The following is a 12,954-nucleotide window of genomic DNA, read 5'->3' as shown; positions in this document are numbered from 1 at the left end:
GAATCAGCTCATGGAAAGAGGAACGCTATGACGAACCCCTTCGAGAACCCGGACGGCACCTACCTCGTCCTGATCAACGATGAAGGCCAGCACTCGCTCTGGCCCTCCTTCATCGACGTTCCCGCCGGCTGGACGGTCGCGAAGCAGGAGGACAGCCGCGCCGCCTGCCTGGAGTACATAGAGGAGAACTGGGTGGACATGCGCCCCGCCAGCCTGGTCAAGGCCATGGAAGAGACCGGAGCCTGACACATGGCCACACCTGACCTGACAACCAGGGCCACCGGACTGGACGTGGAGATCGCCCCCGCGAAGCCGGCCCTCCTGAGGGTGACCGAAACGGTCCGGCCCGAGCATGCCCCGGACTGGATCGCCGACCGCCGGACCGAACTGGACGACCTCGTTCTCCGCCACGGCGCGGTTCTGGTACGGGGGCTCGGCATACGGGAGGCCGTCACGCTGCAACGGATCGGCGAGCGGCTCACCGCCCGCCCGGCTCCGGAACGCGAGGCGTTCGCCCGCCGACAGCGGCTCGGTGCGGATGTCGTCTCCTCCCTGGAATGGCCGGCGGACCAGCCGATGTGCATGCATCACGAGCTGAGTCATGCGCTGGAGTTCCCCCGACTGCTGGCGATCGGCTGCTTCACCGCACCGGAAAGGGGCGGTGTGACGGGCGTGGCCGATGCGCAGCGGGTCCTGGCCGAGCTCCCCGAACTCCTGGTGGAACGGTTCGTACGGGAAGGGTGGACGCTCACCCGCTCGTACAACAACCTGGTCGGCCTGTCATGGCAGGAGGCGTTCGACGCCGCGGACCGCGCCGCGGCGGAGGAATACTGCCGGGCCAACGTGATCACGACCGAATGGCGGGCGGACGGCCGGCTACGCACCCGTCAGCGCCGATCGGCGGTGATTCACCACCCGATCACCGGTGCGCGCTGCTGGTTCAACCAGGTCGGCTTCCTCAGCGAATGGAATCTCGACCCTGCGGTCCGTGAGTTCATGCTCGGCCAGTTCGGGCCGGACGGGCTGCCGTTCACCACGTCCTACGGGGACGGCGAACCGCTCGACGCCGAGACGGTGGGCGTCATCGCGGATGTCTACGAGGCGGCCACCCTCCGCGAACCATGGCAGGCCGGCGACCTCTTCCTGGTCGACAACATCCGTATGGCACACAGCCGCGAACCCTTTGCGGGCGAGCGCGCACTCGGGCTGCTCTTCGGCGATCCGGTGCGCCTGGCCGACTGCGCACCGACATATCCACCACCGACGACGGGCCGGTGACAAGACACTGACGAGGCGCGCCCGCACGCGCAGCACGCACCTGGCGCATTCACACGGAGTGGCCGGGCTCGATGCCGTGGATCGAGCCCGGCCACCGGTCGAAAAGGCAGCAGCCGCATGAACATCGTCGAGAACACCGCCCCGACCAACCCCACCGCCGTGACACCGCATACCCGTACACCGGGCCCGGACTTCTCCGCTCCGGCCCTGACCGGGCCCCGCGTCAGCGAGCTCTTCCCACACGGGATCCAGGGCCTGATACGGGAACAGTCGCAACGCACCCCCGACCGCATCGCCTGCGCCGACGACGGCCGGACGCTGACATACCGGGAGCTCGAACTCGCCGCCGACGCACTGGCCGCCGCCCTGCTCGAATCGACCGGCGGGGGCCGCGCGGCGGTGGCGGTGCGCCTGGCCAAGAGCATCGACCTGACCGTCGCCTTTCTGGGCGTGCTCAAAGCCGGGTGCTGGTACGTACCGATCGCCCTGGGCGAGCCCGACGAACGGGTGGCCCGGATGCTCGACGACACCAGGGCGGCCGCGGTGATCACGGCCACCCCGGACGATCCGGGCACCCCCTTCCAGGGCCTGCCGGCGCTCGCCGTCCCCGCACCGCCCCGTTCCGCCGACCTCCGCCCCCTGGAGCCTGTCCCGGCGGACCAACCGGTCTATGTCCTGTTCACCTCCGGCTCCACCGGCACCCCCAAAGGCGTGATGCTCGGCAGCGAAGCGCTGTGCAACCGCCTCGCATGGATGCGTCGCGCCTACCCACTGGGCCCGCATGACGTCGTCCTCCAGAAGACCCCCTGCACCTTCGACGTCTCGGGATGGGAGATCTTCCTCCCACTGATCACCGGTGCCCGCTGCCAGTACCTCGCGGAGGGCGGACAACGAGACCCCCGCGAACTGACCGACGCCATACGCCGTCATCAGGTGACCGTCTGCCACTTTGTGCCGTCGATGCTGGCCGAGTTCCTGGCCGACCCCGCCCTCGCACCTGCCTGCTCCTCTCTGCGCCTGGTGTTCTGCAGCGGCGAGGCCCTGCCCGCCCGACTGGTCGCGCGATTCCAGCGCGCCGTCGCGGCCGACCTGGTCAACCTCTACGGTCCGACCGAAGCCGCCATCGACGTCACGCACTGGCCGGTGCCCAACCCGCTCCCACCCCAGCAGCCCGTCCTCATCGGCCGGCCGATCGACAACACGGACCTGTACGTGCTCGATCACCAGGGACGTCCCGTCCCCACCGGAGAACAAGGGGAACTCTGGATCGGGGGCAGACCCGTGGCGCTGGGCTACGCGAGCCGCCCCGGGGCCACCGCCGCGGCCTTCGCCGACTCGGACGGTGAGCGCCGCTACCGCACCGGCGACCTGGTCCGCGTCGTCGGCGGCGAGCTCGAGTACCTGGGCCGGATCGACGACCAGCTGAAGGTGCGCGGCGTACGGATCGAACCGGCCGAGATCGAGCAGGCCCTCTGCCGGCACCCGGCAGTGGGCCAGGCCGTCGTCATACCGCGGAACTCGCCCGACGGCGACCTGGAACTGGCCGCGGTGGTGACCCCGGCCCGCGCAACGGCCCTCGAGCCCCCGGCCGGCCCCGAGCTCCGCGCCTTTCTCGCCCACCGCCTGCCACCCGCCTACCTTCCGGCCACCGTGCACTGGACCGACGCGATTCCGCTGACCCCCAGCGGCAAGGCCGACCGCGCGGGACTGCGCGACATCCTGGCCCGGGGAGCGGATCCCGGCACGGTCCCCCACCCGGACCCGCCGCGACCGCGACCGGACGAGGAGACCCTCGCCGACAAGTGGTGGAGCCTGCTGCGCCCGCCCCCGGCCCGCGGGGCCGAGATCGGCTTCGTCACCCTCGGCGGACACTCGCTCACCGCCGTGCGGCTCCTCGCCTGGTGCCAGACCCGCTTCGGCACGGAAGTACCCCTGCGCATGCTGCTCGACGACGACGCGTCGCTCGCCGAGTTGACCGCGTTCCTCGACGCGGCGGGAACCACAACGACAACAGCGACCGCAATGACGAAGGGAACCACGGTCTGAGATGTCCGCCGCACGAGACTCACACACGGTCCTCATCGCCGCACCGGCCTCCGACACGCACACCTGGAACCTGATCTACCTGCAACTCCTCGTCGAGGAACTCGGCCACCCCACCGTCAACCTGGGCCCCTGCGTCTCCGACGAAGCCATCGTCGAAGCATGCCTCCTGTACCGCCCCCGGCTGCTTCTCCTCAGCAGCGTCAACGGCCATGGCCACCGGGACGGCATGCGCCTGATCACACGTATCCGCGCGACGGCGGACCTCGTCGCGCTTCCGGCCGTCATCGGCGGAAAGCTGGGCATCTCCGGAACGGGGCCCCACCACGCCGACGAACTGCGTGACGCCGGATTCGACGCCGTCTTCCCGGATCGCCCCCACGCGGTGGCGGACTTCTGCCGCTTCGTCGCGTCCCTCTCGGAGAGGGTCGCCTCGTGACCGGCGGCGGACTTCTGCCCTCCGTTCCGCCTCCGGCGGACCGTCTCCCCGACTTCGGCTCTTTCGTCAGGGAACGGCACCGGGCCGCGGGTCCCGTCGTACAACCCCGCATGGGTTTCAGCGATCCCGGAGCCATGCGCGCGGGCCTCCTCGCGACCAAAGAGGTGGCCGCCGCGACGGCGGGCACGATAACCGTCGACAGCTACACCCGGGTCGGCGACCTGCGTGCGGTGGCCGACGCACTGACCGCAGGCGTCAGCCTCAACGGATACCCCATCGCCCATCACAGCGCCGCCACCACGCGGGACGTACTGGCAGGAATCCCGTCGGCGACCTTCGGGGTGCAGGTACGCCACGGATCCCCGGCTCCCTTCGACATCGTCACCTCGCTGCTCGCCGCCGGCCTCAACGCCACCGAGGGCGGGCCGGTGTCGTACTGCCTCCCCTACGGGCGCACACCCTTGACCGAGTCCGTGCGCAATTGGGAGGTGTCCTGCCGCCTCCTGGCACACAACGGCGAAACCGGCGCCCGGCCGCACCTCGAAACCTTCGGCGGCTGCATGATGGGACAGCTCTGTCCACCGAGCCTGCTGGTCGCCATCAGCGTCCTGGAAGCGCTGTTCTTCCGACAGCACGGGCTGCACAGCATCTCGGTCAGCTACGCCCAGCAGCCCAGCCCCGAGCAGAACAGGGAGGCCATCGCGGCGTTGCGCCGTCTGTGCCGCCGCTTTCTGCCGGACGTGGAGTGGCACGTCGTGCTCTACACCTACATGGGTGTCTATCCCACTACGGTGAATGGCGCCTACCGACTGCTCGGAGAGGCCGCCGAGCTGGCCGCGTCCACCGGAACGGAGCGGCTGATCGTCAAAACGGTGTCCGAATCGAGCCGTATCCCCACCATCGAGGAGAACGTGGCCGCCCTCGAATACGCCGCCGCGGTCATACGCCGGTGGGCCAGGGACCGGCCGGCCCCGGACGAGCCCAAGGGCGCCGGAGTCCCGGAACCCGGCGATTCCCAGACCTACCTCGAAGCGCTCCGCCTGATCGAGGCGGTGCGGGAACTCGACGACGACCTCGGCAAGGCGCTCATCCGCGCATTCCGGTTCGGGTACCTCGACATCCCGTACTGCCTGCACCCGGACAACCAAGGACGCTGCCGCAGCTACCTCGACGACACCGGCCGCATCAGATGGGCGGACCTCGGCTCCCTGCCGCTGGGCGGCCTCGTCGAGACGAGCGGGGCCAGGCAGGTCGGCTCGGCCGAGTTGCTGGGCGCCTTGTCCTATGTACGCAGGGAGTACGACCGGGACGCGATCGCCGGCACGACGGGCCCCACAGGGGCTCCGAACCCCGCCCGACCCGCGGTCCGGATTTCTGAATGAAGAACAGCCGCACTTCTGTATAAGGTGCCGTGCCAAGAAATGCCATCCCTGCGGACGCGGAACGCTTCACCGCTTCTGGTGCTGAATCACACCGCCGTGGGGCAATACAGGAGATGCAATGCTGAACGAAACCGTGTTCCGAACCGATGATCTGCCTGCTGCGGACCGGTTCGACTCCTGGTGCGAGCGCGTCGGCCGGACCACTGCTACGCCGTTGGACCTGTACAGCGACCACGCGGCGGATTACCGGGCACATCAGCGAGTTCTGGAGCTTGGCACGATTCATGTCTGGCCCGCGACCCACCGTGACCTTCGCTATCGCCGAACTCCCAAGCTCATCCGCCAGTCCGATCCCGAGCACTACCACATCGGGATCCCTTTGAACGGGACAAACCGAGTCGCCTGGGCTGATCGGAAGACCGCGTACGGACCTTACGAGATACAGGTATTTGACACCTCACGGGCGGTTGAGGTCAACAGCACCAACGGACCCGATTTGTTCACGGGGATCGGAATCGAAATCCCCAAGGGACAATTGCACCTGCCGCGGAACAAGGTGGACCAACTGCTCTCCCACACCATGTCCGGACGGAAAGGGATGGGTGCCCTGTTCATACAGTTCCTCACCCAGCTGATGGCGGACACCGACCCCTACCAGCCATCCGACGGCCCACGTCTGGGAATGGTCGTGGTCGACCTGGTGTCCGCACTGTTCGCTCACGCTCTGGACGCCGACCGTGTCCTTCCGCTGGAAACCCGTAGCCGGACCCTGGTACTGCGGATACGGTCGTATGTCCAAGGGAACCTGCACGACCCGGGGTTGACCCCCCGTACGATCGCCGCCGCGCACCACATCTCCATCAGCTACCTGCACCGCCTCTTCGAGGCCGAGCACGAGACCATCGCGGCCTGGATCCGCCGCCAGCGCCTGGAACACGCCCGCCGCGCTCTCGCCGACCCCGCGATGTGCTTCGTCACCATCCAGGCCATCGCCGCCCGTTCGGGCTTCACCCGCGCCACCGACTTCTCGCGCGCCTTCCGTAGTGCCTACGGCATCACGCCCAGGGACTTCCGGTACCAGGCCCTCCTCGGCCTTGAGTCGACCGTGTGAACCCATGGCGGAGCGCGCGGTGACGCGCCCGGGGGGCCGGCCGGGGCGGCGGCAGCGGGTGCGTCGGCGTGCAGGGGCGGGGGGCAGGGCTCGACGGCTTCCTTGAGCTGTTTGAGCATGGCCCCGGACCGGCGTTCGACGATGCGCCGGGCCAGGGTGCGGGGGAGCTTGAGCTTGATCTCGAGCTCCTGGCGCATGGTCAGTTCGGTGCCGCCGTCGGTGGTCTCCGCGAGGTGGAACTCGGCGTTGTTCCGCGGCATCACGGAGTCCTCCTGGCCGGGCACCAGGGACCAGGCCAGCCGGTGGTCCGCGTGCTCGAACGCCAGGACCTGCTCCACCTTCTTCCCCATGGCGCTGAGCACCAGCCGGGCGCGCGCGGGCCGGGCCGGCTCGTCCGCCTCCTGGAGTTCGGCGGATTCCACGTCCTGCTGCCAGCGGGGGTAGGCCGCTGTGTCCCGCAGCGTCGACAGCACCTTCCCGGGCTGCGCTGCGATGACAAGGGTGTGGCTGACCGTGGTGCTGCACGGTGTCCGCGCGCCTGCTGCTGGTGCTCACGGAGCCGTCGATGGTGCGGCCGGCGCATCCCGACTTCCAGGCCGAGCTGTGCCGGCAGCCCAACAGCGTGAAGATACGGCTGGGGCTGTTGTCCCGGCCCGAGTCGCGGAGCGTGATCGAGGTCCGGCCCGGCCGCGGCGGCGGAGCTCGACGATTCCTTCCACGCCGTGTCCGGGGGCAGCCCGCTCCTGCTGTCGGCGATGATGGACGACCACCAGGCCGCCGCCCGGGGATGGCCCGCCACGACGCCGAGTACGTCTCCCGCGAGGCGCTGCACCTGGCGCTGACCAGCTGTCTGCACCGGTCGGAGGCGCGTACGCGCGAGGTCGCCCAAGCGGTCGCGGTGCTCGACGGGGCGCCTTCCCTGTTGCTCCTCGCCCCGCTGCGCGAAGGGCACCTCGGCGACCGGGACACCGGCGGCCGTCACCCGGGGACGGCGGTGGTGCGGGCGGTCCGGGCCCACAGCTCGGCGGCGAGCGCCGTCGGCATCGTCCTCCCGTGGCCGCGGAGGGAGAACGGGCGGCGGAACAGCACGCGCAGCGGCCGGGGGTCGACGAGCCCCAGTTCCGCGAGCCGCGAGGACTCGAAGAGCGTGGCCAGCTCCCGCCGGTGCCGCTCGAAGCTCTCGGCGGCGATCCGGCCGCCGTCGCCCTTGCTGCGCCGGGTCAGCAGGTCGCGGGGCAGGACGTCGGCCAGGGAGGTTTTGACGAGGGTCTTGAACTCCCGTGGGGTGGCGCGCTGTTCGGGCCGTACAGCCAGGCACACCCGCAGCACCCGGTCGTCCAGGAACGGGGAAGACTGGGTGAAGTCCGCGGTGTCCACCAGCTGGTGGCGCTGGCGGATCATCCAGCCGACGTTCTGGATCTCCAGCAGGTCGCCGTGCCGGCCGCGGGAGGGGGCCAGCGGGCGGGTCGTCGCGGCGGCCCGCCGCAGTTCCCGGGTGATCAGCCGGACGGCGTCGGGAGTGGCCCACGCCGGCGGCCGCAGCGAACCGCCCCAGGCGAAGAGCGAGTGCTCCGGAGGACGGGACCGCGGGCGCGTCATCTCCGCCGCCTCCGCGGCCAGCCAGCGCTGGTAGGAGCCGCCGTCCAGCAGATCGCGCAGGGCCGGACGCCAGGCGGGCCCGGCGAGCGAGCGCACGGTCCGCAGCCCCCGCACGGCCAGCAGGGGCCGGCTGCGCAGCAGGTCGTGGTCGTAGCCCGGGTGGCCGGAGAGCGCCTGGTCGCCGCCGAAGCCGTCGACGTGCAGCCCCGAACCGTGCGCCCTCGCCTTCTCCCGTACCGCGCGCACCCGGGGTGCGCTGGCGAGGGCCACGGCGGGCTCGTCCGGGAGGGCGTCCAGGGGCAGCAGCGCGCCGTCGGCGCCGAAGAAGCCGGGGAGGTCCTCGGACGGGTAGACGACGCGGCGCACCCCGGGCAGGTGGGCCGCGGCCCTCCGCGCCCAGTGCAGGTCCTCGTCGGCCTCGTCGATCAGCGGGCCGGCCGACCAGGGCGAGGTGTCCTCCTCGTCCTCGGTGATGTCGCACCACCGGTCGAGCAGCGCGGCGACGTAGGCCGCTGTCCGTTCGGACGGCGGCGTCCCCGCCCCGCCGTCGAGGTATCGGTCGTACAGGTCGCCGAAGACCCGGCCGGCGGTCTCGTCGTCCACCGGCCTCTCGCCTTCCCGGACGGCCAGGTCGTAGGTCAGGGCGGAGGCTCTCACACCGCGCCGGCACCCGCCTCGCCGGCCGCCGGGCCGGTGAGCGCCGTCTGGGCCTCGCAGGGCAGTATGGGAGCCATGACCGAGATCCACACCCCCCGCCTGCTCCTGCGCCGCTGGCACGACGACGACCTGGCCCCTTTGGCGGACATCAACGCCGATCCGTACGTCATGCGCTGGATCGGTGACGGCTCGGTCCTCGACGCGGACGGTACGGCGGAGACCGTCGAGCGCTGGGAGGAGGAGTGGGACGAGGAGGGCTTCGGCGTCTTCGCCGTGGAGCTCCTGGGCTCGGGCGAACTGGCCGGCGCCGTCGGCCTGTCCCTCCCGGACTTCCTGCCGGACGTGCTGCCCGCCGTACAGATCACCTGGCGGCTCGGCCGGTCCTTCTGGGGTCAGGGCTACGCCTCCGAAGCCGCCCAGGCCACCCTGGAGTTCGCGCTCCAGGACCGCGGCCTCGACCGGGTCGTCGGCATCGTGCGCCCGGGCGACGGGGCCTCGCAGAACGTGCTGCGCAAACTCGGCATGGAACCCGAGCGCGCGACGACCCACCCCGAGTACGGCTTCCCCCTGCACATCCACTCCATCGACCTCACCGAGTACCAGGCCTGACCGCGAGGGAGTACCGGCTGGTGGCCCGGGGCGGGACGCCACGCCGGAACGGGCCCTGGCCCGGACGGCCCGGCCGTGCCCGGCCCGGGCCCGGTGGGCGCGCCGCGCGCCTACCGCCGAAGGGGCTCGGCCGCCGTGCCGGGGGCCGGGCAGGGGCCCGGGTACACCGGGAAGCGGAGATAGGTGGTGACGTCGCCGCGGCGGCGGCCCGTCCGGTGGCTGACGAGTTCCTGGAGTCCGGTGAACGACTCCAGGGGCCCGGGCGCCAGGGCGTCGACGAGGGCACGGTACGGGCCGGTGGGCACGCCCTCGTCGCGCAGGACCGCCTCGACCCGGCGGACCGCCTCCCGTTCGTCCTCGCAGAGGCCCGGCATCCGCAGGTAGGTGGTCGCCTCGACCGCCCGCTCCGCGCCGCCCCGGAACGCCAGGCACGTCAACGCCGCCTCACCCGCGTCCTTCCGGTCCGGACCGGCGAGCGCGCGGTACACCTTCGCCGCGTGGAGCGGATCGTGGGCCCGTGCCGTCGAGGCGAAGGCGTTGACCGTGTCCAGGTCCGCGGCGTGATGGCGGTAGTAGACCTTGGCCCGTGCCGTGGGTGCGCCGGACAGGTCGAGGGCGAAGAACTCCAGCTCCCTGCCGCCGGGGGCGGAGTCGGAGCCGGAGCCGTGCGTCCGTACCGTGCTCCGCCAGGCGGCGTCCATGCCCAGCCGCTCCATGACCTGCCCGGTCACGGCCTCGCGCCGCCGGTGGTCCCACCGGTAGAGCCCGAAGTACGCCTTGAAGACCGGGGCCTCGCCGGGGCGCCAGGCCATCGCGTGCCAGAGCGGCGCGGGTTCGTGGCCGGCGTCGTCGAGGAAGACGTCCTCGACGCTCAGGTACCGGTCGAGGCTGACGCCGGGCAGGCCCGCGAACGCCCGCGACACCGCCCTGGCCGGTTCCGCGGGCCGCGGCGAGCGGAAGCCGGCGTCGAAGAGGATCCGCAGCTCGGGGCGGTCTCCCGACCAGTTGACCGAGAGCTCGGCGGGGAAACCGTCCGCCGCGACGTACGAGGGTATGCGGCACTCCCGTCCGACGGGCGCGTCGAACCAGTCGGCCAAGACCTCCCGGAGAATCGTTTCCGTCCGTCTCAGGCCGTCGGCGGGGAGGCGGAGCGCGCTCGCCGCGCTCGCCCATTGGCGGCAGACGAACGCGCCGAAGGATTCGTCGGCCGCGTCGAACAGCGCATATCGGGTTGCCATGGATGATGACTCGACTTTCCGTGTGATGTCGACACCGTTCTCGATGAGGCCTGGGGAGGCCCGTGGCCGGCCCCGGCTCACAGCCCGGCGGTCCCGGCGGTGATCGCGTCGAGCACTTCGTCCACGTGCTCCCCGTGCGTACGGTGCGCGAGCACGCAGACGCGGATGAGGCGCCGCCCCCCGACGGTGGTGCTGTGCACCATGGCCCTGCCGTCGGCGTTGATCCTGTCGAGCAGCCGGCAGGTCGCGGCCTCGGCGTCCTGCCGCGCCGCCTCCCCGGCGTCCCCCGGCCGGACGGCGAACGCGACGGTGGTCAGCTCGGGCTCCCAGGGCACGTCGAGCCGCGGGTCGGCGCTCAGCCGACGGTGCAGGCGGGCCGCGAGGTCGAGCTTCTCGTCGAGCGCGGCGCGGAAGGCGGACAGCCCGTGGAGGTGCAACGGGAGCCACACCCGCACGCCCCGGTTCTCCCGGCTCAGCTCGATGCCCCGCTGCGCGTAGTCCGGAAGGGCGTCGGACGCCCCGACGTCCTGGAGGGCGGGGGCCGTCCCCTCGTGCGCCGCGTGCAGCCGGGCCGGATCCCGGACGACGAGGGCGCCGGTGCCGAACGGCAGGAACAGGGCCTTGTGGGGATCCAGGGCCACGGAGTCCGCCCGTTCCAGACCCGCCGTGCGCTCGCGCCCGCGTGCGGTGAGCCGGAAGAAGCCCCCGTAGGCCGCGTCCACGTGGAACCAGAGGTCTTCGCGGGCGGCCAGACCGCCCGCGTCCGTCAGCGGGTCGATGGCACCGGTGTCCGTCGTCCCCGCCGTCGCGACCAGCAGGAACGGCCGCAGTCCCGCGGCGCGGTCGGCACGTATCAGCTCCGCGGCCGCGTCGAGGTCCATCCGCAGGTCACCGTCGACGGGTATCACGCGGACGTGGCGCCCCGGGATCCCGGCGATGCGGGCGGCCTTCGCGACGGAGTAGTGCGCCTGCTCGCCGACGTAGACGGTGCCCCGCCCGATGTCCTCCCCCAGCCGGTCGTGACGGGCCGTCACCAGGGCGGAGAGGTTGGCCATCGACCCGCCGGTGGTGAGGACGCCCGAACCGCCGGGCGGAAGCCCGCACACGTCCCGCGCCATCCAGCGCAGGACGCCCTCCTCCAGGGCGGTCAGCGCGGGAGAGGCGGCGGCGAGGGTGCCGTACCGGTTCAGCGCCTTGGTGTAGAACTCGGCGAGCGCCGACGAGTAGAGCCCGCCGCCGGGCGCCGCGGCCATCAACCGCGGACCGGCGGACTCGATGGCGTTCCCGGCGGCCGCCCCGAGCCGGTCCATCAGCGACTCCAAGGGGGCACCGCTCTCCGGCGGCCCGGACAGGAAGGACGCCGTCAACTCCTCCTCCGCCTCCGGAGCGGTCCCCACATGCGTCGGCCGGACGTCGAGCGTCGCGAGGAAGCCGGCGATCCGCCGCGTCACCAGGTCCGCCATCTCGACCATCGTGCCCTGGTCCGGATCCAGGGGTGTGGCGCGATGGAGGTTCATGGTGATCAGGATGGCCCACATCCCGCGCGTCGCGGCCGTGACTCCGGTCACCATGCGGTCCGAGGGCGGCGTCGTCGCCGGGAGTGCCGAGGTCCCCGGGCGGGTGGACCGCGCGACGCGGACGCCGGCGGACGTGGCGCCACGGGCGGTGACGCGCCGCGTCCCCCGGGGAGTCCGTGCCTCGCCGGGGGACGCGGCGTGCCGACGGACTACCAGGTGAAGGCGGCCGACTGGTTGCCGGTGGCGGTGCAGTAGGAGCTGAAGGAGCCGGTGGGCTTGTTGACGGTGAGCTTCAGGGACCAGTTGTTCTCGCTCGGCGCGCCCGCGAGGGCGGCCGAGTCGGTGGTGTCACCGGAGGCCAGGGAGCCGGTGGTGAGCGGGAGCGGACCGAACGAGATCGGGTCACCCGTGCCCGCGGCCGCGTGCGCGGTGCCGGAGAACCGCACCTCGCTCGTCGCACCGCCGGAGGTCTTGTTCAGCTTCAGCGTGGCGGTCACGGTGTTGGCCTTGAGCGGGTACTGGGTCCGGATGTCCGTGGAGTCGACGCGTATCGTCTTGCCGCCGCCGGAGTCGGCCGCGGTGAGCGTGACGGTGCCGCTGCCGGCGGAACCGCAGTCGTAGGTGGCCGTCGCCGTCGCCGGAGCGACGGCCGCCGCCGGTCCGGCCAGGGCCAGGGAAGCGGCGAGCGCGCTGGAGGCGGCGATCGAGATCAGGCCGATGCGTCGTGCGGAGAAGCCGTGCATGGGGTGCTCCTTCACGGAAGTGCCGTGTTCCTGGCGGAACGTGGATACGTGCGAGGGCCGGGCCCGGCGTCTCGACCGCAGTAAAGCCCGCGGTTCTCTTGCGGTGGTTGGCGGTCGGTTGGCGGTCTCTTGGGCGCCGTCGGCGGACCGCGCGGAGCGCCGGAGGCGGCTCCTCGCCGTCGCCGCCCCTTCACTTTCTCCGCGACCTCGCGGCGCGGCTCCTCTCCGCGCAGGTCGGCACCACGGCGCCGGCGCGTCCGGCGCGGCCCCGGCGCCCTGACCCGTGACCAGGGCCGTGGCCGGAGTGGCGGGAATCCGGATGCGGTGAGCCGTTCGTT

11 protein-coding genes and 1 pseudogene are annotated in these 12,954 nt (G+C 71.8%); 7 read left to right on the top strand and 5 right to left on the bottom strand.

Going from position 1 to position 12,954, the window contains the following annotated elements; genetic code table 11:
- The first annotated feature begins 27 nt into the window (after positions 1 to 27).
- The 6 genes from ACH4PU_RS15335 to ACH4PU_RS15310 all read left to right on the top strand — a co-directional run bounded on the left by ACH4PU_RS15335 (position 28) and on the right by ACH4PU_RS15310 (position 6,253).
- Positions 28 to 246 (top strand): MbtH family protein, encoded by a 219-nt coding sequence (locus ACH4PU_RS15335; protein WP_398271546.1) that lies wholly within the window; start codon positions 28 to 30, stop codon positions 244 to 246.
- Between the two features lie 3 nt (positions 247 to 249).
- The gene (locus ACH4PU_RS15330) at positions 250 to 1,278 is read left to right on the top strand and encodes a TauD/TfdA family dioxygenase (RefSeq protein WP_398271544.1); all 1,029 of its coding nucleotides are present in this window, start codon (positions 250 to 252) and stop codon (positions 1,276 to 1,278) included.
- Positions 1,279 to 1,395: 117 nt separating this feature from the next.
- Entirely contained in the window at positions 1,396 to 3,324 is a 1,929-nt protein-coding gene (locus ACH4PU_RS15325) for a non-ribosomal peptide synthetase (protein WP_398271542.1), read from the top strand.
- 1 nt (position 3,325) lies between these two features.
- A complete protein-coding gene (locus tag ACH4PU_RS15320) occupies positions 3,326 to 3,760 on the top strand; it encodes a cobalamin B12-binding domain-containing protein (protein ID WP_398271540.1) in 435 nt (144 codons plus the stop codon).
- Between the two features lie 14 nt (positions 3,761 to 3,774).
- A complete protein-coding gene (locus ACH4PU_RS15315; RefSeq protein ID WP_398271564.1) occupies positions 3,775 to 5,142 on the top strand; it encodes a methylaspartate mutase in 1,368 nt (455 codons plus the stop codon).
- Between the two features lie 118 nt (positions 5,143 to 5,260).
- On the top strand, positions 5,261 to 6,253 hold the full coding sequence (locus ACH4PU_RS15310) for a helix-turn-helix domain-containing protein (RefSeq protein WP_398271538.1): 993 nt from the start codon (positions 5,261 to 5,263) through the stop codon (positions 6,251 to 6,253).
- Here the strand turns inward: ACH4PU_RS15310 and ACH4PU_RS15305 are convergent.
- Both ACH4PU_RS15305 and ACH4PU_RS15300 read right to left on the bottom strand, forming a co-directional pair.
- A pseudogene (locus tag ACH4PU_RS15305) lies at positions 6,190 to 6,759 on the bottom strand (SRPBCC family protein); the annotation flags it as partial. The gene ACH4PU_RS15310 and the pseudogene ACH4PU_RS15305 sit on opposite strands and share 64 nt — an antisense overlap.
- Positions 6,760 to 7,231: 472 nt before the next feature.
- The gene (locus ACH4PU_RS15300) at positions 7,232 to 8,509 is read right to left on the bottom strand and encodes an asparagine synthase-related protein (protein WP_398271536.1); all 1,278 of its coding nucleotides are present in this window, start codon (positions 8,507 to 8,509) and stop codon (positions 7,232 to 7,234) included.
- Between the two features lie 75 nt (positions 8,510 to 8,584).
- Here ACH4PU_RS15300 and ACH4PU_RS15295 point away from each other — a divergent pair, with 75 nt between their 5' ends.
- Positions 8,585 to 9,118 carry a GNAT family N-acetyltransferase gene (locus tag ACH4PU_RS15295; RefSeq protein WP_398271534.1) on the top strand — a complete coding sequence of 178 codons (534 nt, stop codon included), beginning with the start codon at positions 8,585 to 8,587 and terminating at the stop codon, positions 9,116 to 9,118.
- A gap of 110 nt (positions 9,119 to 9,228) precedes the next feature.
- Here the strand turns inward: ACH4PU_RS15295 and ACH4PU_RS15290 are convergent, their stop codons facing one another.
- The 3 genes from ACH4PU_RS15290 to ACH4PU_RS15280 all read right to left on the bottom strand — a co-directional run bounded on the left by ACH4PU_RS15290 (position 9,229) and on the right by ACH4PU_RS15280 (position 12,616).
- Entirely contained in the window at positions 9,229 to 10,356 is a 1,128-nt protein-coding gene (locus ACH4PU_RS15290; RefSeq protein ID WP_398271532.1) for a tryptophan dimethylallyltransferase family protein, read from the bottom strand.
- A gap of 77 nt (positions 10,357 to 10,433) precedes the next feature.
- Positions 10,434 to 11,873, bottom strand: coding sequence for a pyridoxal phosphate-dependent decarboxylase family protein (locus tag ACH4PU_RS15285; RefSeq protein WP_398271530.1), 1,440 nt, complete (start codon positions 11,871 to 11,873; stop codon positions 10,434 to 10,436).
- Positions 11,874 to 12,082: 209 nt separating this feature from the next.
- A complete protein-coding gene (locus tag ACH4PU_RS15280) occupies positions 12,083 to 12,616 on the bottom strand; it encodes a hypothetical protein (RefSeq protein WP_398271528.1) in 534 nt (177 codons plus the stop codon).
- Between the last annotated feature and the right edge of the window lie 338 nt (positions 12,617 to 12,954).

This window comes from Streptomyces sp. NPDC021100 (assembly GCF_044333095.1).
Classification (GTDB): domain Bacteria; phylum Actinomycetota; class Actinomycetes; order Streptomycetales; family Streptomycetaceae; genus Streptomyces.
Note: the sequence above shows the minus strand (reverse complement) of the source record. Positions and strands in the feature narration are given on the sequence as shown.

Bases quoted from the DNA above. Each gene is read 5' to 3' on its own strand.
- ACH4PU_RS15335 (WP_398271546.1), top strand. From the start codon at position 28: ATGACGAACCCCTTCGAGAACCCGGACGGCACCTACCTCGTCCTGATC.
- ACH4PU_RS15330 (WP_398271544.1), top strand. From the start codon at position 250: ATGGCCACACCTGACCTGACAACCAGGGCCACCGGACTGGACGTGGAG.
- ACH4PU_RS15325 (WP_398271542.1), top strand. From the start codon at position 1,396: ATGAACATCGTCGAGAACACCGCCCCGACCAACCCCACCGCCGTGACA.
- ACH4PU_RS15320 (WP_398271540.1), top strand. From the start codon at position 3,326: ATGTCCGCCGCACGAGACTCACACACGGTCCTCATCGCCGCACCGGCC.
- ACH4PU_RS15310 (WP_398271538.1), top strand. From the start codon at position 5,261: ATGCTGAACGAAACCGTGTTCCGAACCGATGATCTGCCTGCTGCGGAC.
- ACH4PU_RS15295 (WP_398271534.1), top strand. From the start codon at position 8,585: ATGACCGAGATCCACACCCCCCGCCTGCTCCTGCGCCGCTGGCACGAC.
- ACH4PU_RS15290 (WP_398271532.1), bottom strand. From the start codon at position 10,356: ATGGCAACCCGATATGCGCTGTTCGACGCGGCCGACGAATCCTTCGGC.
- ACH4PU_RS15285 (WP_398271530.1), bottom strand. From the start codon at position 11,873: ATGAACCTCCATCGCGCCACACCCCTGGATCCGGACCAGGGCACGATG.
- ACH4PU_RS15280 (WP_398271528.1), bottom strand. From the start codon at position 12,616: ATGCACGGCTTCTCCGCACGACGCATCGGCCTGATCTCGATCGCCGCC.